The sequence below is a fragment of the Salinispora sp. H7-4 genome (genome assembly GCF_013416675.1).
GTDB classification, from domain to species: domain Bacteria; phylum Actinomycetota; class Actinomycetes; order Mycobacteriales; family Micromonosporaceae; genus Micromonospora; species Micromonospora vitiensis.
In genome coordinates this window covers 77,351-99,675 of the sequence record NZ_JABZED010000050.1, presented here as the reverse complement: position 1 = coordinate 99,675, position 22,325 = coordinate 77,351, and the positions used below count along the sequence as shown (strand labels likewise).

At 72.1% G+C, this 22,325-nt stretch carries 24 protein-coding genes; 15 read left to right on the top strand and 9 right to left on the bottom strand.

Features of this window, described 5'->3' with window-relative positions:
* Positions 1-4: 4 nt before the first annotated feature.
* The 3 genes from H0524_RS19480 to H0524_RS19470 all read left to right on the top strand — a co-directional run bounded on the left by H0524_RS19480 (position 5) and on the right by H0524_RS19470 (position 1,918).
* Positions 5-517 (top strand): glycine cleavage system protein R, encoded by a 513-nt coding sequence (locus tag H0524_RS19480; protein ID WP_026322618.1) that lies wholly within the window; start codon positions 5-7, stop codon positions 515-517.
* Positions 514-1,077, top strand: coding sequence for a peptide deformylase (locus tag H0524_RS19475; protein WP_180199935.1), 564 nt, complete (start codon positions 514-516; stop codon positions 1,075-1,077). Before H0524_RS19480 ends, H0524_RS19475 begins: the two co-directional genes overlap by 4 nt.
* Positions 1,078-1,207: 130 nt before the next feature.
* Positions 1,208-1,918 carry a hypothetical protein gene (locus H0524_RS19470; RefSeq protein WP_180199934.1) on the top strand — a complete coding sequence of 237 codons (711 nt, stop codon included), beginning with the start codon at positions 1,208-1,210 and terminating at the stop codon, positions 1,916-1,918.
* Positions 1,919-1,942: 24 nt separating this feature from the next.
* On the opposite strand, the gene disA is transcribed toward H0524_RS19470, so the two are convergent.
* The 4 genes from disA to H0524_RS19450 form a co-directional block, all read right to left on the bottom strand.
* Complete coding sequence (gene disA / locus H0524_RS19465; RefSeq protein WP_018726606.1) at positions 1,943-3,118, bottom strand: DNA integrity scanning diadenylate cyclase DisA; 1,176 nt, start codon at positions 3,116-3,118, stop codon at positions 1,943-1,945.
* Positions 3,119-3,252: 134 nt separating this feature from the next.
* A complete protein-coding gene (gene radA / locus H0524_RS19460; RefSeq protein WP_180199933.1) occupies positions 3,253-4,692 on the bottom strand; it encodes a DNA repair protein RadA in 1,440 nt (479 codons plus the stop codon).
* 28 nt (positions 4,693-4,720) lie between these two features.
* On the bottom strand, positions 4,721-5,374 hold the full coding sequence (locus tag H0524_RS19455) for a hypothetical protein (RefSeq protein WP_180199932.1): 654 nt from the start codon (positions 5,372-5,374) through the stop codon (positions 4,721-4,723).
* Positions 5,375-5,511: 137 nt separating this feature from the next.
* Complete coding sequence (locus tag H0524_RS19450) at positions 5,512-6,438, bottom strand: UbiA family prenyltransferase (RefSeq protein ID WP_180199931.1); 927 nt, start codon at positions 6,436-6,438, stop codon at positions 5,512-5,514.
* A 45-nt stretch (positions 6,439-6,483) separates the two neighbouring features.
* Here H0524_RS19450 and H0524_RS19445 point away from each other — a divergent pair, with 45 nt between their 5' ends.
* Genes H0524_RS19445 through H0524_RS19435 form a run of 3 tightly spaced genes read left to right on the top strand, consistent with a single transcriptional unit; the run spans position 6,484 to position 9,510 of the window.
* A complete protein-coding gene (locus tag H0524_RS19445; RefSeq protein WP_180199930.1) occupies positions 6,484-7,254 on the top strand; it encodes a methyltransferase domain-containing protein in 771 nt (256 codons plus the stop codon).
* The gene (locus tag H0524_RS19440; RefSeq protein ID WP_180199929.1) at positions 7,251-8,414 is read left to right on the top strand and encodes an acyl-CoA dehydrogenase family protein; all 1,164 of its coding nucleotides are present in this window, start codon (positions 7,251-7,253) and stop codon (positions 8,412-8,414) included. Before H0524_RS19445 ends, H0524_RS19440 begins: the two co-directional genes overlap by 4 nt.
* Before the next feature lie 34 nt (positions 8,415-8,448).
* Positions 8,449-9,510, top strand: coding sequence for a type III polyketide synthase (locus tag H0524_RS19435; protein WP_180199928.1), 1,062 nt, complete (start codon positions 8,449-8,451; stop codon positions 9,508-9,510).
* Here the strand turns inward: H0524_RS19435 and H0524_RS19430 are convergent.
* Positions 9,490-10,152 carry a hypothetical protein gene (locus H0524_RS19430; RefSeq protein WP_180199927.1) on the bottom strand — a complete coding sequence of 221 codons (663 nt, stop codon included), beginning with the start codon at positions 10,150-10,152 and terminating at the stop codon, positions 9,490-9,492. The genes H0524_RS19435 and H0524_RS19430 overlap by 21 nt on opposite strands.
* 322 nt (positions 10,153-10,474) lie before the next feature.
* Between H0524_RS19430 and H0524_RS19425 the strand changes: the two genes are divergently transcribed.
* Genes H0524_RS19425 through H0524_RS19410 form a run of 4 tightly spaced genes read left to right on the top strand, consistent with a single transcriptional unit; the run spans position 10,475 to position 13,247 of the window.
* On the top strand, positions 10,475-10,960 hold the full coding sequence (locus H0524_RS19425; RefSeq protein ID WP_180199926.1) for a CarD family transcriptional regulator: 486 nt from the start codon (positions 10,475-10,477) through the stop codon (positions 10,958-10,960).
* 56 nt (positions 10,961-11,016) lie between these two features.
* A complete protein-coding gene (ispD, locus tag H0524_RS19420) occupies positions 11,017-11,712 on the top strand; it encodes a 2-C-methyl-D-erythritol 4-phosphate cytidylyltransferase (RefSeq protein WP_180199925.1) in 696 nt (231 codons plus the stop codon).
* A gap of 13 nt (positions 11,713-11,725) precedes the next feature.
* Entirely contained in the window at positions 11,726-12,211 is a 486-nt protein-coding gene (ispF, locus tag H0524_RS19415) for a 2-C-methyl-D-erythritol 2,4-cyclodiphosphate synthase (RefSeq protein WP_018217440.1), read from the top strand.
* Positions 12,212-12,221: 10 nt separating this feature from the next.
* Positions 12,222-13,247 carry a tetratricopeptide repeat protein gene (locus H0524_RS19410; RefSeq protein WP_180199924.1) on the top strand — a complete coding sequence of 342 codons (1,026 nt, stop codon included), beginning with the start codon at positions 12,222-12,224 and terminating at the stop codon, positions 13,245-13,247.
* Positions 13,248-13,250: 3 nt separating this feature from the next.
* Here the strand turns inward: H0524_RS19410 and H0524_RS19405 are convergent, their stop codons facing one another.
* On the bottom strand, positions 13,251-14,417 hold the full coding sequence (locus H0524_RS19405) for a homogentisate 1,2-dioxygenase (protein WP_180199923.1): 1,167 nt from the start codon (positions 14,415-14,417) through the stop codon (positions 13,251-13,253).
* 86 nt (positions 14,418-14,503) lie between these two features.
* Between H0524_RS19405 and H0524_RS19400 the strand changes: the two genes are divergently transcribed.
* The 5 genes from H0524_RS19400 to H0524_RS19380 all read left to right on the top strand — a co-directional run bounded on the left by H0524_RS19400 (position 14,504) and on the right by H0524_RS19380 (position 18,890).
* Positions 14,504-15,367 carry a hypothetical protein gene (locus tag H0524_RS19400; protein ID WP_180199922.1) on the top strand — a complete coding sequence of 288 codons (864 nt, stop codon included), beginning with the start codon at positions 14,504-14,506 and terminating at the stop codon, positions 15,365-15,367.
* Entirely contained in the window at positions 15,364-16,560 is a 1,197-nt protein-coding gene (gene fahA, locus H0524_RS19395) for a fumarylacetoacetase (protein WP_180199921.1), read from the top strand. The genes H0524_RS19400 and fahA overlap by 4 nt, the downstream gene beginning before the upstream one ends.
* A 252-nt stretch (positions 16,561-16,812) precedes the next feature.
* Positions 16,813-17,022, top strand: coding sequence for a DUF397 domain-containing protein (locus tag H0524_RS19390; protein WP_018726619.1), 210 nt, complete (start codon positions 16,813-16,815; stop codon positions 17,020-17,022).
* A 99-nt stretch (positions 17,023-17,121) separates the two neighbouring features.
* Positions 17,122-17,619, top strand: a complete 498-nt coding sequence (locus H0524_RS19385) for an SRPBCC domain-containing protein (protein ID WP_180199920.1) — start codon at positions 17,122-17,124, stop codon at positions 17,617-17,619.
* Between the two features lie 20 nt (positions 17,620-17,639).
* A complete protein-coding gene (locus H0524_RS19380; protein ID WP_180199919.1) occupies positions 17,640-18,890 on the top strand; it encodes a PQQ-binding-like beta-propeller repeat protein in 1,251 nt (416 codons plus the stop codon).
* 38 nt (positions 18,891-18,928) lie between these two features.
* On the opposite strand, the gene hisC is transcribed toward H0524_RS19380, so the two are convergent.
* The 3 genes from hisC to hppD form a co-directional block, all read right to left on the bottom strand.
* Complete coding sequence (hisC, locus tag H0524_RS19375; RefSeq protein ID WP_018726622.1) at positions 18,929-20,032, bottom strand: histidinol-phosphate transaminase; 1,104 nt, start codon at positions 20,030-20,032, stop codon at positions 18,929-18,931.
* Positions 20,029-20,934 carry an RDD family protein gene (locus tag H0524_RS19370; protein ID WP_180199918.1) on the bottom strand — a complete coding sequence of 302 codons (906 nt, stop codon included), beginning with the start codon at positions 20,932-20,934 and terminating at the stop codon, positions 20,029-20,031. Before H0524_RS19370 ends, hisC begins: the two co-directional genes overlap by 4 nt.
* Positions 20,935-21,028: 94 nt before the next feature.
* Complete coding sequence (hppD, locus tag H0524_RS19365) at positions 21,029-22,234, bottom strand: 4-hydroxyphenylpyruvate dioxygenase (protein WP_180199917.1); 1,206 nt, start codon at positions 22,232-22,234, stop codon at positions 21,029-21,031.
* Positions 22,235-22,325: the final 91 nt, after the last annotated feature.

The window sequence follows — 22,325 nt, the reverse complement described above, 5'->3', positions numbered from 1 at the left end:
GGGGATGAGTGAGCTCGCCATCACCGTCATCGGCCGGGACCGGCCCGGCATCGTGGCCGATGTCGCCGAGGTGCTCGCCCGCCTCGGCGCGAACCTCACCGACAGCACCATGACCCGGCTCCGGGGGCATTTCGCGATGACGTTGATCTGCGTGGGCCCGGCTGCCGCCGAGGCCGAGGCCGCGCTGGCGCCGCTCGCCGCCGACGGTCAGCTCCTGGCGACGGTACGCGCGGTGGTGCCCGACGGGGAGCAGACGTCGAGCGGCGCGCCGTACGTGCTGGCGGTGCATGGTGCTGATCGGATGGGCATCGTCGCTGCGATGACCCGGGTGCTCGCGGAGGCGGGCGGCAACGTCACGGACCTGAGTACCCGCCTCGCTGGCGCGCTTTACGTCGTCCTCGCTGAGGTCGAGCTGCCGCCGGACGTGGCCGAGCAGGTGACGGCCCGGTTGGCGGCGACCGCCGCGGAACTCGGGGTGGAGGTAACCCTCCGGCCGGCCGACCCGGACCTGTTGTGAACCGCGAGGAGCGCGCCGGCCTCGGCGACTGGACGCTGGACGTGCTGGGCCCGCCGGGTCAGGTGCGGCCGGTGGTGTCCGCCCCGGCCGCGGTGCTCACCCGGGCCGGCGGCGAGGTGGATCCGACGGCGGAGCAGACGGTACGCCTCGCCGCCGATCTGGTCGCCACGATGCGGGTCGCTCCGGGCTGCGTCGGTCTGGCCGCCCCGCAGGTCGGGGTCGGTGCCCGGGTCTTCGCGGTGGATGTCACCGGCCATCCGAAGGCCAGCATCGGGCACGGTGCGTTCGTGCTGTGCAACGCGGTGGTGGTGGAGGCCAGTCGGTGGAAGGCAGGCCGGGAGGGGTGCATGTCCGTGCCGGATCTGACCGGTGACGTCAAGCGCGCCGGTCGCCTGGTGGTGGAGGGGGCCCTGCCGGGGACCGGAGCGACGGTTCGGTTGGTGACCGACGCGTTTGAGGCGCGGGCCCTGCAACACGAGATCGACCACTGTGCGGGTCTGCTGTTTTTGGACCGGGTCGCCGGTGCCCATGCCGTGTACCAGCGCAAGGTGTACCTGTGACCACCTTCCGTTCTCCCGCCCGTACCCTTGGTGGTTTGGGCTGTGGTAAGTGGAGAAAAGCTTTCATTGCTGGACTGGCTCGGCGCGTCGCTGTCGGTTGCCGTACGTGGCACCGCTACGGTAGAGCATCATGCGTCTGACGGTCGGCCCCTTGCCCCCCGCCGTTTACTGGCGGCGTCGCGCCGTTGTGCTCGGAGCGGTGTTTCTCTTTCTGGTGGTGGTTTTCTACTCTTCATGGGGTAATTCGGACGAATCCGCCAGCAAGAATGCCAGCGGGCAAGAGCAGCCCTCCGGCGACTCCCCAGCCGACTCCAAAACCCCGGATGGGCAGGCGGAACCCCCGGATGACTCGGGCGACGTCGGTGGGGAGGAGCCGCCCAACCCCGAGCCGTCCGAGCGGACTGAGGTGGATGACCCGCCCCCGGTGCCCCCGAGTACCGGTGACGGTGACTGCACCGATGCCGACATCAGCGTGACCGCTGTCGCCCAGCCGGCGTCGGTGGGCCAGGGCGATGCCGTTGAACTGCAATTGAAGATAAAAAATATCTCGGATCGGACCTGTAGCCGGGATGTCGGGGCGGACCTACAGGAGCTGTTCCTCAAGTCGGGGGCGGCGATGATCTGGTCCTCCGACAGCTGTGGTACCGGCGAGGGCTCGGCGGTCAAGTCGTTCACGCCAAACTCTGAGCGGTCCTATGGGATCACCTGGAACGGCAACGACGACACCCGCTGTCAGGGTGGGGTCGCCGTCGGCCCCGAAGCGCCGCCCGGCACCTACCAGGTGTTCGCCCGGGTCGGCACGAAGCACAGCGAGCCCGTGGAGCTCGAGGTCACCGGCTGACGGATCCGTACCGCTGGCAGGCGGTCAGACGTAGCGTTCCAGGATCGAGGCCTCGGCGAGCCGGGAGAGTCCTTCCCGGACGCCCCTGGCCCGGGCGTCGCCGACGCCCTCGACGGCCTGCAGGTCCTCCACGGTCGCGCCGAGCAGCCGCTGAAGGCTGCCGAAGTGCCCCACCAGGCGGTCAACGATCGCCACCGGCAGCCGCGGCACCTTGGCCAGTAGCCGGAACCCGCGAGGGCTGAGCGCGGCGTCGAGTGCGTCGGCGGCGGCCGGGTAGCCGATCGCGCGGCTGACCGCGACCAGGTCGATCAGTTCGGCCGCGGTCAGCAGGTCCAGCTCGACCAGGGCCTCGTCGAGGGTACGGGACTTGCGGCCGGTGGGGAGGTAGTCCCGGATGACCAGGGTGCGGTCGGCGTCCACACCGGCCATCAGCTCGTCGAGTTGCAGCGCGAGGAGCCGGCCGTCGGTGCCCAGCTCCACCACGTATCCGGCGATCTCGTCGGCGATCCGACGGACCATCTCGAGCCGTTGGACGACGGCGACCGCGTCCCGGACGGTCACCAGGTCCTCTATCTCCAGGGCGGAGAGAGTGCCGGAGACCTCGTCCAGGCGTAGCTTGTACCGCTCGAGCGTGGCGAGTGCCTGGTTGGCCCGGGAGAGAATGGCGGCCGAGTCGTCCAGCACGTGCCGCTGGCCGTTGACGTAGAGGCTGATGATCCGCATGGACTGGCTCACCGAGATGACCGGGTAGCCGGTCTGACGGGCGACCCGCTCGGCGGTGCGGTGCCGGGTGCCGGACTCCTCGGTCGGGATCGCGGGATCGGGCATCAGATGCACTGCCGCCCGCACGATCCGGCTGCCGTCGCTGGAGAGCACCACGGCGCCATCCATTTTGCACAGCTCGCGGACGCGGGTGGCGGAGAACTCCACGTCGAGCGGGAAGCCGCCGGTGCAGAGGCTCTCGACGACCCGGTCACAGCCCAGGACGATCAGGGCGCCGGTGCGTCCGCGGAGGATTCGCTCCAGCCCGTCCCGGAGGGCGGTGCCCGGTGCCATCAGGGCCAGGTTGGCGCGCAGCGGGTCACTGGCCGTGCCTCCGGTCATGTGCACACTGATCGGACGGGCGGTCGAACCCACGGCACCGGTGCGGGCGTGCGGTGTCGCGCCGGCAGGTTTGGTGGTGTCGCGGTCGGTCGGCACGGGGGACAGTCTACGGACTACTCTGCGGTGGGTGCTGTCGCGGTTACTGTGATGTGTCGTGCTGCCTGAATTAACCGATCCAACCGCTTAATAGCCGTTTATTGGGAAGCTTTCCGTATTAAATGGGCTGAAGGTTATTCGGCAGATGCCCGCGCGACGGCTTGGAGCGCGGCCCGGACATCGCTGACCTCGACCACTTGTAGCTGTTCGGCGCGGACGCCGGTGCTCTCCGGACCGCAGCCCGGTGGTACGAGTGCGCGCCGGAAGCCGAGCCGGGCCGCCTCGGCCAGCCGGCGCGGCACCGCCCCCACCCGGCGTACCTCACCGGTGAGCCCGACTTCCCCGATCGCCACCAGGTGCGGGGTGATCGCGAGGTTGAGCCCGCCGGAGGCGACCGCCAGGGCGACCGCCAGGTCGGCGGCGGGCTCGACGACCCGGATGCCGCCAACAGTGGCCGCGAAGACCTCCCGATCGTGCAGGGTCAGCCGCTCGGTGCGCCGTTGGAGCACCGCCAGGACCATCGCGAGTCGGGCCGAGTCGAGCCCGGAGACCGTTCGTCGGGGCGACCCGGCCACCGTCGCCCCGATCAGCGCCTGCACCTCGGTGACCAGAGCACGTCGCCCCTCCATCGCCACCGTGACACAGGTGCCGGGAACGGGCTCCGAGTAGCGGGTGAGAAAGAGCCCGGACGGGTCGGCCAGGCTGCTGATCCCGCCCTCGTGCATCTCGAAGCAGCCGACCTCGTCGGCCGCACCGAACCGGTTCTTCACCCCCCGTACCAACCGCAGGGACGAGTGCTTGTCCCCTTCGAAGTGCAGTACCACGTCAACCAGGTGCTCCAGCACCCGTGGACCGGCCACCTGGCCGTCCTTGGTGACGTGCCCCACCAGCAGAGTCGCGATGCCCCGCTCCTTGGCGACCGCCACCAGGGCCGCGGTGACCGCGCGGACCTGGGTCACCCCGCCGGGCACCCCTTCGGTGCCGGTGGTCGAGATCGTCTGCACCGAGTCCAGCACCAGCAGCCCCGGCTTGACCGCGTCCAGGTGCCCGAGCACCGCGGCGAGGTCGCTCTCGGCCGCCAGATAGAGCTGCTCGTGCAGGGTACCCATCCGTTCGGCGCGCAACCGGACCTGGCTGACCGACTCCTCGCCACTGACCACGAGCGATGGGTTGGCGCCGCCGGCGGCCCACTGCTGTGCCACGTCCAGGAGCAGGGTCGACTTGCCGACCCCCGGCTCGCCGGCGAGCAACACCACCGCGCCCGGAACCAGGCCGCCGCCGAGCACCCGGTCGAGTTCGCTGACCCCGGTCGGGCGGGCGCGCGCGGGCGCGGCGCTGATGGTGGCGATCGGCCGCGCCGGCTCGGCCGGCAGTCGGGAACTGACCACCCGGCCGGAGACGGTGGGGCCGGTCAGCGTGCACTCGACGACCGAACCCCACTCGCCGCACTCCGGGCAGCGGCCCACCCACTTCGGTGGTTGGTGGCCGCAGGCGTCGCACTCGTAGGCGGGGCGGGGTGCGCGGGCGGCGCGGGCGCCGGTCGGGCCGGCGCGGCCGGATCGAGAGGTGGTCACCCCAGGACGGTAACCGTCGCGTCGACGATCAGTGCCCGGCGCCACCCGGACCGCCGTGCCCGTCCTCCAGCTCCTCGAAGCCGGTGTGGCGCTCGATGATCGGCTCCGGGGGAGCGGCCGGGGTGAGCGGTACGGCGACCGGCGCCGCAGCCCGGATCGGGGTGCCACCGAAGTCGAAGGTCACGAAGACGCTCTCGCCGACCCGCAGCGGCTGGTTCAGCCCGATCAGCCGCAGCACCGCTGGCGCCTCCGAGTTGAGCTGGGCAAAACTCAGCGGCGGCACCACGATCTGGGCCGGCATGCCAGCAGGGGGCGCAGTCTCGGTGTCCGTCGTTGCCGGGCTTTCCCCGAGCGGGGCGTCGGGGTCGCTGCGGACGACCTCCTGGGCACCCTCGGTGGTGACGGTCACCGTGACCTGGTTCGGCGAGTCGTTGTAGAGGACCACGTTCAGGTTCGCGTTGTCGCCGGCCTGGTAGCCGTCCACCCCCGGGTAGGCGATCAGCAGGCTACGAACAGCGAAGTCGCCGCTCTTGCTCGCGACGTTGACACCCTGAATCGACGGTACGGTTTCGGCGGTCTCGGCAACCTGGCCGGCGCTGCATCCAGAGAGCAGTAGTCCGCTCGTCGCCAATCCGGCCAGTAGCAGGGCCGACCGGCGGGAACCTCTGATCGAGCGCGTCACGTCGGTCCTCCTCGTCATGATCGGGCCCGGTCGTACGCCGGACACGGTGGCCATGCCCGTGCAGACCGCGCTCCAGGGTAGTTGGGACTGATCCAGTTCCGCACGCCGACCCGGGTATGCCACCGCTGTGAGGGTGCTCAAACCAGTGGCCCGCTGGTCAAAAGCAGAATTACATCGATGAGGGCGATTACTAAAACCGCCCGGAATGCGGCCACCGACCGGGTCGTGGCGCGGTTGGTGACGCGCTCGCCGTACCAGAGTAGCGGTGGTGTCAGGACGGCGGCGGCCACCGTGGCGAGCCCGACCGGCGACGGTGGTCCGGGCGGCCCGAAGACCAGGGTGGCGGTCGCGGCGAGCAGGAGCCCGATGGCGGCGGTCCGGCTGCCGCCCGCGCCGAGCCGGTGGGGCAGCCCGCGGACGCCGGTGCGGGCGTCGTCGTCGAGGTCGGGTAGCACGTTCGCGAAGTGCGCGCCGGCGCCGAGCAGGGCCGCGGCGATGACCAGCCAGACCGGTGGGGTTCCCGCACCAGGCAGAGCCAGCACGACGAAGGCCGGCAACGACCCGAAGGAGGCCGCGTAGGGCAGGACCGACAGCGGCGAGGACTTCAGCGGCCAGTTGTAGAGCAGCGCGGAGATCAGCCCGGCGGTGGCTACCGCCGCGGCGGCCCGGTTCGTTGTCAGCGCGAACACCGGGGTGGCGAGCGTGGCCGCGGCGGCGGCCAGAACGGTCGTGCGTCGGCTGACCAGCCCGGCGGCGACCGGCTTGTCGGGCCGCCCGACCACGGTGTCCCGCCTCGCGTCGAGTGCGTCGTTGGTCCACCCGACGGCGAGTTGGCTGGCGCCCACGGTGAGCACCACGACGACCACCCCCGCCAGCCGGTGCCCGACACCCCAGGCGAGCAGGCCGGCCACCGCGGTGACCGCGGCTGCTGGCTCGGGATGGCTCGCCCGGAGCAGCGCCACCACCGACCGGGTGCGGGTCGCTCCCGAGCCACCGGCGGTGCGCCCGGCTCGGTCCGGTCGGGTCAGCACCCGCGCGACACGCCGTAGCACTGAGGAGGTCATGAGGGAAGTCTGGTCGTTACCGGGCAGTCGTGCCACGCTCGGTCCATGCCAGAGGCTGGCCGCACCCTGCCGCGCAATGATCCGCGCCAGTACGACGACCTGGCCGGGGAGTGGTGGCGGCCGGACGGCGCCTTCGCCATGTTGCACTGGCTGGCCGCGTCCCGGGCGGCGCTGGTGCCGGCGGCGTCGCGTCCCGGCGCCGTCCTGGTTGACCTCGGCTGTGGTGCCGGGCTGCTCGCCCCGCACCTCGCCGGCAAGGGCTATCGACACGTGGGGGTCGACCTCACCGGTTCGGCGCTGCGCCAGGCCGCCGGGCACGGGGTGGCGGTGCTCAACGCCGATGCGACCGCCGTGCCGCTCGCCTCCGGCTGCGCCGACGTGGTGGCCGCGGGCGAGCTGCTGGAGCACGTTCCCGACTGGCGAACGGTGGTGGCCGAGGCCTGCCGGCTACTTCGCCCGGGCGGGCTGCTCGTCCTCGACACGCTCAACGACACCGCACTGAGCCGCCTGCTCGCCGTCCACATCGGTGAGCGGCTGCCCGCGGTCCCGCGGGGGATCCACGACCCACGGTTGTTCGTGGACGCCCGCGCGCTGGCCGCCGAATGTGCCCGGTACGGGGTTAACCTGCGGCTGCGCGGGATTCGACCGCAGCTGATCCGGGTGCTCGGCTGGCTGGCCCGGCGGGCAAGGGGCGTGGGCGGGGTGCCCCCGCGCATCGTGCCGACCTGGTCAACGGCGGTGCTCTACCAGGGCTGGGGCCGGCGCGAGGGCGATCAGACGCGGACGGATGGATCTGAGGAGGGAACGGTCGCATGACGCAGGCTGTGCAGGTGGCCCGCCGGTTGGCGCCGCGATTCGCCGCCCGGGCGGCCGACCACGACCGGGACGGCACCTTCCCGGTCGACGATTTCCGGGATCTCCGGGAGGCGGGCCTGTTCGGCCTGATGGTGCCGCGGGAGCTTGGCGGCCTCGGCGCCACCTTCGGGGAGTACGCGGCGGTCGCGACCGAGTTGGCCCGGGGAAACGGCGCGACCGCGCTGGTGTTCAACATGCACGCCTCGGTCACCGGGGCGCTGTGCGCGGTGACCGAGGAGCTGGCCGAGACGCTGGGCCTGCCAGACGGGGCGTTGGCGGCGCGGGACCGGCTGCTGCGGGCGGCGGCGGATGGCTCCTGGTACGCGGTGGCGATGAGCGAACGCGGGGCGGGGGCCCGGCTCTCGCAGCTCAGTACGGTGTACGAGCCGGTGGCCGGCGGCTGGCGGATCAAGGGGAGCAAGACCTTCTGCTCTGGTGCCGGCCACGCCGACGGTTATCTGGTGGCCGCCCGTAGCGCGGCTAATCCGTCGGTGGTCTCCCAGTTTCTCGTGCCGGCCGGGGACGGGCTGGCCGTCGAGGAGACCTGGGACTCGCTGGGCATGCGGTCCACCTCCTCGCATGACCTGCACCTGGAGGTGACGGTGCCGGTAGACCGGCTGCTCGGCGGGGTCGAGGGGCTGGCTCTGGTCGTGGCGCAGCTGATGCCGCACTGGCTGGTCGCGAGCTACGCCGCGGTGTACGTCGGGGTCGCGCGGGCCGCGATCGATGCCGCGGCCGAGCACCTGAACGCCCGTGAGCTCGGCGGTCTGCCCGCGGTCCGGGCCCGGCTCGGTCGCGCCGACGCGGCGGTGGCCGCGGCGGACCTGGTGGTGGCGGAGGCGGCCCGGCGGGTGGACGAGGCGCCGGGTGACGCCGAGACGAACCGTTGGGTCTGGCGAGCGAAGTTGCTGGCGGGCACCACCGCGGCCGACGTGGCGGCCTCGGTGCTGGAGGCGGCGGGCACCGCGGCCACTCGGCGGGGGCATCCGTTGGAGCGGCTCTACCGGGATGCGCGGTGCGGTTCGCTGCATCCGGCCACCTCCGACGTCTGCGCGGACTGGCTCGGCGTGGCCGTGCTCGGTGGTGACCCGGACCGCGACGGGTCGGCCCCTCGTTGGTGAACGTGCCGGGAGAGCAGAACGAAGGGTGGGCATCATGGCCGTGCCGGTGATCGCGGGAATCGGTACGGCGCATCCGCCGTCGGCCGACCAGGGTGAGCTGTGGGAGGGCTTCTTCGCCCGGCACTACTCCGGAACCACCCGGGCGCTGGCCGAACGGATCTTCGCCAACTCGGGGGTGCAGCGTCGGCAGGCCGCGGTCAATCCGGTGCTGGAGGATGTCTCCGACTGGTCGACCGAGCGGCGGATGCGGCGCTATCAGGTGGAGGCGCTGCCGCTGGGCAAGGAGGCGGTGGGGCGCGCGCTCACCGCCGCCGGTCTGGCCGCCGGTGACGTCGGGCTCTTCGTGGTCTGTTCCTGCACCGGATACGCAACCCCGGGGTTGGACATTCTCCTCGCCCGCGATCTCGGCATGGCGCCGGGCACGCAGCGGGTCTTCGTCGGCCACATGGGCTGCTATGCCGCGTTGCCGGGGCTGGGCGTGGCGAGCGACTTCGTGACGGCCCGGGGTCAACCCGCCCTGCTGCTCTGCGCTGAGTTGACCAGCCTGCACATTCAGCCTGCCACGGCCCGGGTGGACACCCAGCAGATCGTCTCGCACGCGCTCTTCTCGGACGCCGCGGTGGCCGCCGTGGTCGTGCCCGGTGGCCCCGGGTACGCGGTGCGGGCGGTCGACTCGGTGACCGACACCTCCACCGCCGATCACATGACCTGGGACGTCACCGATACCGGGTTCCGGATGGGGCTGTCGCCGAAGGTGCCGCAGGTGCTCTCGACGCAGGTACGGGCGCTGGTGGACGGCCTGCTCGCCCGACATGACCTGCGGCGGTCGGAGGTGGACGGCTGGGCGGTGCACCCGGGCGGCCCCCGCATCCTCAACGTGGTGGAGCGGGAACTCGCCCTGCCGTCGGCCGCCCTGGCGGCGTCCCGGGAGACGTTGGCCGAGCGGGGCAACTGTTCGTCGCCGACGGTGCTGTTGGTGCTGGACCGACTGCACCGAGCGGTCGTGCCGGCGCGACGGGTGGTGATGTTGGCCTTCGGCCCGGGCCTGACCCTCTATGCGGGCCTCCTCGAACGGTCAGCTGGCGAGGCGGGCTAGCTCGGGTTCGTAGTCGGCGGTGGAGCGGAGCTCGGGGAGCACCTTCCGTACCGTGCCGGAGCGGTCCACGAGCAGTGCGCTGGCCACGCCGGCCCGGGGTGGCAGGCGGAGGAAGGCGCGTAGCCCGTCCGCCGGGTCGTCGAGCGCGTGCAGGGTCGTCTCCGGAGCGGGGGGCGACGCGCGTACGGCGGGGGCGGGGTTGACGATGATCACGGTGACCCGGGGTGGCGCGACGGCGATGGTGTTGGCCACCTCGGCCGGGCAGGCGCACGTGTCGGTGAGGAGGATCACGGCGGGCAGCAGGCCCCGTAGCGGCACCGGTCTACCGTTGTCCACCAGGTCGAATGCGGGCAGGGCCTGCCCGATCAGGTCCGCGGGTGTGGCCGGGGTCGACGTTGGTGGGGTGGGGGGTGGTGGGGCCCAGATGGTCGCGTTCAGCCCGGCCAACACGGTGACCATGGCGATCAGGAGGGTCAGCAGCGCCGGCACGGTCGAAGCGGACCGGGTCGGCCGGTTCAGCTCCCGGCGGAGCTGTTCGGCCTCGGCCGAGAGCTCTGCGGCGTTGTCCGGTACGACCACCCGGCCCCATTCGGGTGGCAGATCCGGCAGTCCGGAGTCGTCGTCCGCGGCGGGCCTGCCCATCGAACCCCCTGGATTCCTGGCGAGCCTGAGGCGGGCTCTTGTTCAGCCTGCCGTACCGGGACCGCTCCCGCCAGGCATGGGCGAGTGCCCGGGGCGCGGGCTACCATGAGTCGAGCGCATCGCCTTGGATTCCGGGTTCCGTCACTCAGTCGTAACGGCATATTGCCGTTACGGAGCGTGTTCAATACTTCGGTCTGGCCGCCTGTCAAGCTGAAGAAATCCCTCTCACAGTGCCCCTGAGCTGCGCCAACGGTCAGGGCAGCGGTGAGACACCGGTGTCTGAGCGTGTTACCCTAGACACAGCGAAAGGGGTTTCGAACCTATGGTTTTCAGTGTCGGCGAGACCGTTGTTTACCCCCACCACGGGGCCGCACTCATCGAGGCAATCGAGACTCGGGTCATTAAGGGCGAGGAGAAGCAGTACCTCGTTCTCAGGGTCGCGCAGGGTGACCTCACGGTCCGGGTTCCCGCGGAGAATGCCGAGATCGTGGGTGTGCGCGAGGTGGTCGGCGAAGAGGGCCTCGGCAAGGTCTTTGACGTTCTCCGGGCTCCGCACACCGAGGAGCCGACCAACTGGTCACGGCGTTACAAGGCGAATCTTGAGAAGTTGGCCTCCGGTAATCCGCTGAAGGTGGCCGAGGTCGTCCGCGACCTGTGGCGTCGGGAGCGGGAGCGGGGGCTGTCCGCAGGCGAGAAGCGCATGCTCGCCAAGGCCCGCGACATTCTCGTCGGTGAGGTCGCACTGGCCGAAAAGAGCACCAAGGACGAGGCGGAGATGCTGCTCGACAAGGTGCTGACCGAAGCCTGATCCGCATCTGATCGTCGTACCCGATCTGCCATGAGTAAATCACCGAGGACCGCGACGTGACCGCGCAGCTTGATCCGCGCGGTGACGTCGCGGTCCTCGTGCCTGCGGCCGGTGCCGGCGTACGGCTGGGTCCCGGCCGGCCGAAGGCCCTCCGGCTGCTGGACGGGGAGCCGCTCCTGGTGCACGCGGTCCGTCGGCTCGCCGCCGCCGCCTCGGTGCACACCGTCGTGGTGGCCGCTCCGGCGCCGGAGCTCGTCGCGGTCCGCGAACTGTTGGCCCCGGTGGCGCCGGTCACCGTGGTGCCGGGCGGAGCGCAACGGCAGGCCTCGGTCGCTGCCGCGCTCGCCGCGGTCCCCGCCGGCCCGGAGATCGTGCTGGTGCACGACGCGGCCCGAGCGCTCACCCCGCCCGGGCTGGTCGAGTCGGTCGCCGCGGCGGTCCGCTCCGGTCACGATGCGGTGATCCCGGTGCTCCCGGTGGTCGACACCATCAAGGAGGTCGGCGTCAGCGAAGAGGTTCTCGGCACGGTCGATCGCTCCGCCCTACGGGCGGTGCAGACGCCGCAGGGGTTCCGGCGGGCGGTGCTGACCACCGCACACGCCGCCGCCACCGACCCGCTCACCGACGATGCCGGCCTGGTCGAGAAGCTCGGTGTGCCGGTGGTCTGCGTACCCGGCTCCGAGTACGCCCTGAAGGTCACCCGCCCGTTCGACCTGGCGTTGGCCGAGCACCTGCTGGCGACCGACCGCTGACCCGTACCCTCGGATGGTGATCGTTCCGCGGGTTGCCATCGGCGTTGACATGCACGCTTTCGAGTCCGGCCGGCCTTGTTGGGTCGCCGGCCTGCACTGGCCCGGGCAGGACGGCCTGGCCGGGCATTCGGATGCGGATGTCGCCGCCCACGCCGCGTGCAACGCGTTGCTCTCCGCCGCCGACCTGGGCGATCTCGGCGCCAACTTCGGGGTGGGGCAGCCGGAGTGGTCCGGTGCCTCCGGGGTGGCCCTGCTCGGCGAGAGCGCTCGCCGGGTGCGGGCGGCCGGCTACACGATCGGCAACGTGTCGGTGCAGGTGATCGGGAACCGCCCCAAGATTGGGCCGCGTCGGGCCGAGGCGCAGCAGGTGCTCTCGGCGGCGGTGGGTGCCCCGGTGAGTGTCTCCGCCGCCACCACCGACGGGCTCGGCTTCCCCGGCCGGGACGAGGGCCTGACCGGCATCGCGGTGGCCCTGGTTTACGCAGCCCCGGCCGCCTAGGCTCGCAGCGATGTCCAGCGAATCCACCTCTGACCGCTCCGCCGCCGACGGGTACCTGCAGCGCGCCCAGCTCCTCGCCGAGCTCGGCCGCTACGACGAGGCCAGCACCGAGTTGGGGTTCGCCCTCGCCCTTGATCCCGCCCACGCGGCGGTGTTGACCACGCTCTCCCGGGTGCAGCTCGCGGCGGGGCGGCCCGCCGACGCGCTCACCGCCGCCGACGGCGCGCTGGCGGTCGCGCCGGACTCGGTTCCCGCCCTGGTCGCTCGGGGGATGGCCCTGGCCGACCTGGCCGAGCACGGGGAGGCGGCCCGGACCGCGGACCGGATTCTGGCGCTGGGTCCGGCGGACGCGTACGCCCAGCGCAGCGGCGCGGCGATCCTGGCCGGTTCCCGTAATGGTCAGCCGGCGCTGAACGCGGCGTGGCGGGGGGTGGAGCTGGCCCCACAGGAGCCGGCGGGGCACCTGGTGCTCGGGTTGGTCGCGGCCAACCTGCAGCTGTACGACCTGGCCGAGCGGGCGTACACCGAGGCGCTGCGGCTCGATCCGCAGCTCGCCGAGGCGCGGCACGACATCGGGGTGCTGCGGCTGGAGCAGCGCCGGTGGAGCGAGGCGCTGGAGCACCTCGCCGCCGCGGCGGCGATCAGCCCTGGCCAGATCAAGTCGGTGCGGACGATCTCGGCCGGCCTTCGCCAGCTGGTCGTGTTCGGTGCCGGTTGGTCCATGGTCGCCGCGGTGGTGATCGCCTGCTTCGCGGTGGGCAGCCCGGAGCTGTCCCGGGCCGTCGCGGCGGCGGCCGCCCTCGGTGGCGGGCTGATGGTGTGGCGGTACGCGGCGAAGCTGCCCGGCGTGGCCCGCACGATCCTGCCGGAGCTGCTGCGCTCCGACCGGCCGCTGGCGCTGGCCGGTTACGCGACTGCTGCGGCCCCGGTGCTGCTACTGCTCTACACCCTCGTCGGCACGGTCTGGCCGCTGGTCCTGGCGATCGCGGTGGCGGCCTTCGCCGTCGTCACCGCGCTCGCCCGCTCGGTGCGCTGAGGGCTACCCGCGCCGCGCCCACGTCCAGGCGTACGCGTCGTCTTCGCAGGCCGCGGCGGCGTCGCAGAGCTCCAGCGGGCGGAAGGTGTCGACCATGACGGCGAGCTCGTCGAAGTAGTCAACGCCGATCGACCGCTCGGCGGCGCCGGGCTGTGGCCCGTGGGTGAAGCCCGACGGGTGTAGTGAGATCGACCCCTGGCCGATCCCGGAGCCGCGCCGCGCCTCGTAGTTGCCCCCGGTGTAGAAGAGCACCTCGTCGGAGTCGACGTTGTGGTGGTTGTACGGCACCGGGATCGCGTCCGGGTGGTAGTCCACCTTGCGGGGGACGAACGAGCAGATCACGAAGTTCGGCCCCTGGAACGTCTGGTGCACCGGCGGGGGCTGGTGGACCCGGCCGGTGATCGGCTCGAAGTCGTGGATGGAGAAGGCCCACGGGTAGAGGTGCCCGTCCCAGCCGACCACGTCGAATGGGTGATTGGCGTAGACGTGCCGGGTCCAGCCGCGTCGGTGCCGGACCAGAACCTCGACGTCCTCGCCGGCAACGAGGAGCGGTGTGTCCGGTCCGCGGACGTCCCGTTCGCAGTACGGCGAGTGTTCCAGGAACTGGCCGCGCACGGACAGGTAGCGCTTGGGTGGGCCGATGTGGCCGGTCGCCTCGACCGCCAGCAGCCGGACGGGCTCGGTGCCGGTGGGTACGAGCCGGTGGATGGTCGAGGTCGGAATGATCACGTAGTCGCCGGCGACGGCGTCGAGGGGGCCGAAGGGGGACTCGACCCGCAGGGTGCCGGATTCGAGGTAGAGGCAGTGGTCGCCGGTGGCGTCGCGGAACAGCGGGGAGGGCTGGTCGGCCAGCACGTACGCGATCCGGACGTCGTCGTTGCCGAGCAGGTAGCGCCGGCCGAGCACCGGGTCGGCGCCGGCACCGTCGAGTTGGTGGGTGCGCAGGTGGCGGGGCTTGAGTGGGAGGTTCGGCGTGCAGGTGATCGCCGGTGGGGTGAACTCCTCGGCGGCGACGATCGCGGTCGGTGCGTGCCGGTGGTAGAGCAGCGAGGAGTCGTCGGAGAAGCCTTCCTGGCCCACCAGTTCCTCGGCGTAGAGGCGGCCGTCGGGCTGCCGGAACTGGGTGTGGCGCTTGCGCGGCACCTCGCCGACGCGGCGGTAGAACGGCATCTCGCCCTCCCCGAGCAGATCATCCAGGGTGTCCGAAAATCGGACGCTATTGTCCGCTCCTTTAGCGTCCCGTAGATTGTTGTCTCGTGTCAACGAAGCTGCCCCGACTCCTCGCCGGCCTCGTCGACGACGCCGCCGTCTTTCCGCCCGGCAGCGCGTCGCTGCCCGAGGCCGTTCCGGCGCACCGGCAGCACCGCTCGTCCTGGTACGCCGAACTCGTCGGCCCGCTCCTGGTCCCCGCCTCCACAGTGCTCAACCGGGAGCTACATGCCCTGGTCGACCCGGGCGAGGAGCTCGTGGTCGGGCTGATCGGAGACACCGGACCAGCTGACCTCCCGGCCGCCCTCGCCGCAGTGCCCCCCGGCGTCACGATCCAGCAGGTCGAGGTCGCCGTCGCCGCCCGCGGCGTGGACCCGCAGCCGGGCCTGGCCACGCTCTTCCCGGTGGCGGAGCAGCTCGCCGGCCGTACCGTCTACGCCGAGATTCCGCTGACCCTCGGCTTGATGGGAGCGCTGGACCGGCTCGTCGAGGCCCGCGCCGCCGGGCTGCCGGTGGCCGCGAAGTTCCGGACCGGCGGGCTCGCCGCCGAGCTCTTCCCCACCTCCGCCGAGCTGGCCGCGGTGATCCACGGGTGTCAGCAGCGAGGGCTGCCGTTCAAGCTGACCGCCGGGCTGCACCACGCGGTGCGACACCTGGACCGGGAGACCGGATTCACCCACCACGGCTTCGCGAACGTGCTCGCCGCCGCGCTCGTCGCGGCCGGGGGCGCCGAGGTGGAGCGGGTCACCGAGTTGCTCCGCGCCACCGACCCGCGGCCGCTGCTCGCGCCGATCGAGCAGCGGCTGGACGCGGCGCGTCCGCTCTGGGTCGGCTACGGCTCGTGCAGCATCCTGGAACCACTGACCGATCTGATCCAGCTGGGGCTGGTGAACGGGGGTACCGACGCATGACCTGGGTGACCGGCCTGGAGGGCTCGCCGTACGGGCTGCACAATCTGCCGTACGGGGTGTTCCGCACCGCCGACCGCGAGCCGCGGGTGTGCGTACGCGTCGGCACCGGTGTGCTGGACCTCGGCGGTGCCGAGCAGGCCGGTCTGGTGCTGGCCGCCGGTACGCTGAGCCGCCCGCGGCTGAACGACTTCATGGCGCTCGGGCGTCCGCAGTGGACGGCAGTGCGGGAGCGGATTGTCGAGCTGCTCACCGACAGCTCCCACCGGGCGGCGGTCGAGCCGCTGCTCCGGCCACTGTCGAGCGTAGAGCTCCTGCTCCCCTTCGAGGTGGCGGACTACGTCGACTTCTACTCCTCCGAGCAGCACGCCAGCAACGTCGGTCAGATCTTCCGGCCGGGCCAGCCGCCGCTGCTGCCCAACTGGAAACACCTGCCGATCGGCTACCACGGTCGGGCCGGCACCGTCGTGGTCTCCGGCACCCCGGTTGTCCGGCCGCGTGGCCAGCGGGCTACCCCGCAGGGTCCGGTCACCGGCCCCTCGGTTCGCCTCGACATCGAGGCGGAGGTCGGCTTTGTGGTGGGAGTGCCCAGCCGACTGGGCAGCCGTGTTCCGGTCGGTGACTTCGCCGACCACGTGTTCGGCGTGGTCCTGGTCAACGACTGGTCCGCCCGGGACATCCAGGCCTGGGAGTACCAACCCCTCGGACCGTTCCTCGGTAAGTCCTTCGCCACCTCGGTCGCGGCCTGGGTGACGCCGCTGGAGGCGCTCGGTGCGGCGTTCGTGCCGGCGCCGGAGCAGGATCCGCCGGTCGCTGACTACCTGCGCGACGAGCCCCACCTCGGGCTGGATCTGCGCCTGTCGGTGGAGTGGAACGGCGAGCGGGTGAGCGAGCCGCCGTTCGCCACCATGTACTGGACGCCGGCCCAGCAGCTGGCCCACCTGACCGTCAACGGAGCCGCGCTGCGCACCGGCGACCTTTACGCCTCCGGCACCGTCTCCGGCGCCGAGCGCGGTCAGGTCGGTTCGTTCCTGGAGCTGACCTGGGGTGGGGCGGAGCCGGTCCAGGTCGGCGGCAGCGAACGTACCTTCCTGGCCGACGGCGACACCATCATCATCACCGGCACCGCGCCCGGCCCGGATGGCACGACCGTCGGCCTCGGCGAGGTCACCGGCACCGTCGTCGCCTCCCGCTGACAGCGAATACCCCTTCCGTCCCGGTCCGCGCCGCCCTGGTGGCGCCGCGGTGCCGGAGCGATACCACCGGTGCGTCCACGTCCGCCCGTACCGGGCGAGAAACCTCCACCGGTACGGGCGGATCGCACAGGTCGTCCGATCGGGCTCCCTTCCTGTCACGTTGATCGACCGGATCCGTCGCCACGCGGTACGGGCCTGCTCCCCGGGTCGGGCTCGCGGCCGGCTGGCGGCACGGCGACAGGAGGGTGCAGGATGAACGATTTCCCAGGTGCGGTCTGGCGATCCAGCAGCCGCTCCAATGACCAGGGGCTCTGTGTGGAGGTGGCCGACAACCTGGTCGAGGCGCTCGGCGTGGTGGCCGTACGTGACTCGAAGGACAGATCTGGTCCGGCCCTCGCGGTGGAGGGTCCAGGCTGGGCGAGGTTCATCCGAGCGGTCCGGGCCGGAGAGCTCGGTAGCTGAGTGGCGAGGGGGCCGCGCGGGGCAGCTGTCCAGCAACAGCCGGCGGCGGGACCCCGCGCGGCGGTCACGGCGCGTACCGTCGACGCCACGGGAGGTGGTATGTCGCGGGTGACGGTCACGCGGTCCATCCAGGCGCAGCCGAACGACGTGTGGCGCCTGCTCACCGACCTGACCGTGCGCGCCCATGCCGCCCCGGGTCAGGTGGTCCTGACGCGCGGCGAGTTCGGCCCGGGCACCGCGTGGCGGGAGGTCCGCTCCCAGCCGGACGGGGCGGCGCTGATCGAGGAGTTTGTCGTGGTGGAGGCCGTGCCGCCGCACCGGCTGGTGCTCGCCTCGCCCGGCCTGGGGGCGGACTATCGGACCACCTGGGCGCTGCGCCCGGCCCGGTGCCGAGGCGAACGCAACACGGTGGTCACGGTCACGCAGGAGGCGATCCCCGCCGGAGCCCGCGGCCGGATCGTCGCGTTCTTCCTCGGCGGGCTGGCCGCGCGGGCGGTCGCCGCTGCGCTGCGCCGCGATCTCGCCGAGCTCGCCGCCGCCGGCCGGGCTGCGCCGGCCCGGCAACCACGCCGCAGCCGGACGCCGCGTCCTGGGTAGGGTTCCGGGCGGAGGTGCGCATGGTTTTCCCGACAGGCCGTCGGCTGTTCGTCGTGGCGGCGGTGGTCGTGGTGGTGCTGATGGCGGTGGCGGCCACGGTTTACCGGGTGCTGGCCCCGGCCGAGGTCAGCACCGCAGCGGCCGGCGCATACCCCACGGCGGCGACTCCGTCCCCCGGCCTCGTCGCGCGGCTGCCGGTGGCGCCACTGGTGGTGGACGGCCGGATCCGGGTGTACGCGGCCGAGCGCCAGGTCTACGCCGACGAGCCGGTCGATTTCAAGCATCGAAGTACCCCGTACTGGTCCTTCCGCCGCTGGCCCGCCGAGCTGGAGGGCGTGGTGGCGAGCGGCCACACCGTGGTGACCCAGTGGTCGGACGGCCAGGTGGTGGCGCTGGACGGGCGTACCGGCCAGATCGCCTGGCGGGCGGAGGGGCCGGTGCCGGAGCACGACACCGGGTCCCGGCGAACCGGTGCGGAAGTCGTGTGGAACCCGGCGGGGCTCTTCCTGGCTTCGGCTGCCGACACCTCGGTGGTGCTCGCTGTCGGCGGGGATGCGATGGCCGGCTGGAATCTGGCCGATGGGCGGCAACTCTGGCAGTCCGACATCCGGCCGGGGTGCCAGCAGGCGATCGGCACCAGCACGGCGGGCGGTCTGGTGAGCGTCGACTCCTGCAGCCCGGCGGCGACCATCGACTTCCGGGACGCGGCCACCGGCGCGGTCACCCGCTGGAGCCCGCCGGGCGGTGGGGAGACGCTGGTCGTCACCCCGCTCGGCTGCCACTCGGGTCGATCCGGTTGCGCCGGCCTCCGTACGGCTGTCGGACCGGGTGACGACGCGGCTCGGGGCTGGCTGTTCGGCCCGGGAGAGCCGGTTGCGGCCCCGGTGCTGGACGCGCCGGACACCCGGCTCGCCGGTGACGTCGCCGTCGGCGTACGGGACGGCGCCCTGGTGGCCCGGGAGGCGCGGACCGGGAGCGAGCGGTGGCGGCACGAGGATGTGGGCGCGGCCCGGGTGCTCGCGGTGGAGCCGGACCGGGTACATCTGGTCACTGACAGTAACAGCCTGATCACGTTTGATTCGGTCAGTGGGGATCAGCGATCCCGGTTCCAGCTTTCGCTCGGCACCGACAGCACATCGTGGGCCCCGGGCACGGCGTACGCGGTCGACGGCTACCTGGCGGTGGAGTGCCTCCGCCTCCCGGTCGACGCGGAGGCGGACGATCAGCGTTACTTCCTCACCTCGCGACCGGTTCTGCTCGCCGCGACCTGAGCAGACCGTCAGCTCGCGGCGAGCGGAACCGCCGTGGCTCAGCTGAGCGCGGCCTCCGCCGCGGCCAGGAAGGCGTCGTTCTCGGCCGGGGTGCCGATGGTGACCCGGACCCCGTCGCCGGGGAAGGGCCGCACGATCACGCCGCGCGACTCGCAGGCCCGGCCGAACTCCACCGCCTGGTCGCCCAGGGGTAGCCAGACGAAGTTGGCCTGGCTGGTCGGCACGTCCGGGACCAGCTTGCGTACCGCCTCGGTGACCCGACCCCGCTCGGCCACGACCAGGGCGCAGCGCCGCCGCACCTCGTCGGCCTGGGCGAGGGCCGCCAGCGCGCCGGCCTGGGCGGCCGCGCTGGCGGAGAAGGGCGTGACCACCTTCCGGACGGCCGCGGCCACCTCCGGCTGGGCGACCAGGAATCCGATCCGCAGCCCGGCCAGCCCCCAGGCCTTCGACAGGGTCCGCAGCACCGCCACGTTCGGTCGGTCCAGATAGCTGAGGCCGTCCGGCACCTCCGGGTCGGTGACGAACTCCCGGTACGCCTCGTCGATGACCACCAGCACGTCGTCCGGGACCTGGTCGAGGAAACGCTCCAGCTCGGCTCGGCGTACCGCGGTGCCGGTGGGGTTGTTCGGGTTGCAGACCAGGACCATTCGGGTGCGGTCGGTGATCGCGGCGGCCATCGCGGTCAGGTCGTGCCCGTGCCCGGCGTCGTTGCTGACCCGTACGCTGGTCGCCCCGTTGGTCGCCGCGATGATCGGGTACGCCTCGAACGAGCGCCAGGAGTAGAGCAACTCGTCACCGGGCATGCAGGTGGCCCGGACCAGGTGATCGGCGAGCGCCACCGAGCCGCAGCCGGTGGCGATCCGGTCGGCGTCCACCCCGTACTGCTCGGCGAGGGCCGCGCGCAGCGCCACCACGCCCATGTCCGGGTACCGGTGAGCGTTTGTGGTGGCCTCGGTGACCGCCGCCACCACGCCGGGTAGCGGGCCGTACGGCACCTCGTTGCTGGCCAGTTTGATCGCCTCGGGCAGGCCCAGCTCGCGGGCCAGGTCGGCCGGGCTGCGCCCCGGCACGTAGCTGGGCAGGACGTCCAGGTCGGCGCGGGTGAGCCGGGGCGCTGGCCGGCGTTGTCCGGTGTCGGTCATGCGGTGTCTCCCGGGGGTGCGGGGCGGTCGTTCGGGGCGGGGGTGCGGGGTAGCTGAACCACCACGGTCTGCGCCCGCTTGTCATGCAGGGCCTGCCGGAGCGGACGGTCGAACAGCGGGGAGAGGGAGTCGATGAGCTGTAGCAGGAAGCCGACGCAGCAGAACCAGAGCAGGGTGGGCAGGCCGAGCGTGTTCCAGCGGCGCAGCGCCCGCCCGAAGCCCAGCGGGGCGACGGCGCTCACCGGTAGCACCTGCAGGCCCATCACCCGCTTGCCGAAGGTCTGCCCGCGGTTGGCCATCGACGGTACCTCGTAGGCCATCCAGAGCGCCGTGGCGATCAACAGAACCGCGATCTGGAGGCTGTCGGCCTGGTCACCCGCCGCCGGTAGCTCGGTGGTGTTGATGGTGTCCTGCTCAATGATCCGGCGCCAGAACTCGGCGAAGCGCGGGGAGACCTGCTGGATGTACTGCCACACGAACCAGGAGTTCACCACCACGTTCAGCGCGAGGACGACGGTGATGTCGATGAGGCGGGCTACCAGCCGGGCCCCGAACCCGGCCAGCGGCAGCCCGTGCGGACGAGGCTCGAGCTGCTGACCGGGCCAGGTCGGGTACGGCGCACCCGGTGGCGGCCCGTACCCCGGCGGCCCGTACCCGGGTGGCGGGGCGCCGGAACCGGACGGGGCGGGCTGACCCGCCACGGCGCCCGGCTGGCCGGCGGGTGGGCCGGGCTCGTCGGCCTGGGTAGCCGGTTTCGCCTCGGGCTCAGGCTCGGGCGGCGGCGGGCCCGCCGGCGGGGTGGCCTCGGCCGGGATGGGCGCACCGAGCCAACCCTCGCCGTCCCAGTACCGCCGGGTGCCCGGGTCGGCGGGGTCCAGATACCAACCGGGTGCGACGCTCACCGCGCAACCTCGTTCTGCTCGCTCACCTGGACACCTTAACGACGGTGGTTGGCGGCCCGGGGGTTGGCGGCCACCGGGCCGCCAACCCGGACCGTCACAGGTTGCCGCGCTTCTCCTGTTCCCGCTCGATGGCCTCGAAGAGCGCCTTGAAGTTGCCCTTGCCGAAGCCGAGCGAGCCGTGTCGCTCGATCAGCTCGAAGAAGACGGTCGGGCGGTCCTGCACCGGGTTGGTGAAGATCTGGAGCAGGTAGCCGTCCTCGTCCCGGTCGACCAGGATCCGGCGGGCCTTCAGCTCCTCGATCGGCACCCGGACCTCGCCGATCCGGGCCCGCAGCTCCGGGTCGTCGTAGTACGAGTCCGGGGTCTCCAGGAAGTCCACGCCCGCCGCACGCATCGCGTCCACGCTGGCCAGGATGTCGTTGGTGGCCACCGCGATGTGCTGGGCCCCGGGGCCCTGGTAGAAGTCCAGATACTCGTCGATCTGCGACTTCTTCCGGGCGACCGCCGGCTCGTTGAGCGGGAACTTCACCTTCCGGGTGCCGTTGGCGACCACCTTGCTCATCAGCGCCGAGTAGTCGGTGGCGATGTCGTCGCCGACGAACTCCGCCATGTTGGTGAAGCCCATCACCCGCTGGTAGAACTCGACCCACTCGTCCATCCGGCCCAGCTCGACGTTGCCGACGACGTGGTCGATCGCCTGGAAGAAGCGCTTCGGCTGGACGCCGGCGTCGATCATCGGCTGGCGGTCCACGATCGGTCCGCGGGCAACGTAGCCGGGCAGGAACGGACCGTGGTAGCGGGAGCGGTCCAGCAGGGTGTGGCGGGTGTCGCCGTAGGTGGCGATGGCGGCGATCCGGACCGTGCCGTGTTCGTCGCTGACCTCGTGCGGCTCGGCCAGGCTGGTCGCGCCCTGGGCCATGGCGTGCGCGTACGCCGCGTCCACGTCGGGGACCTCCAGCGCGATGTCGCAGACCCCGTCGCTGTGCCGGGCGACCTGCTCGGCGCCGGGTGCGTCCGGGCGGACCGCCCCGGTGAGGACGAACCGGGCCGAACCGCTGGTCAGCACGTACTGGGCGTGGTCCCGGTAGCCCTGCTCCGGCCCCCGGTAGGCCACGCAGGTCATGCCGAACGCGGTGGAGTAGTAGTGCGCGGCCTGTTTGGCGTTACCGACCAGGAACTGCACGTGGTCCAGGCCCTTGACCGGGAATGGGTCGCGGCTGATGTCGTGGTCAACGGCGCCGACCAGCAGGTCGGCGTTGACCTCGTCGTTCGACTGGGGTCGGTCGATCGCCTGGGTCATGGTGGCCCTCCCTCGCGTACCGGCCGGCCTGGTGGGCCGCAGCCGTGTTCCGTCAGTGCCGTGTTCTTCCCGTGAATATCGCTGTGCTCCC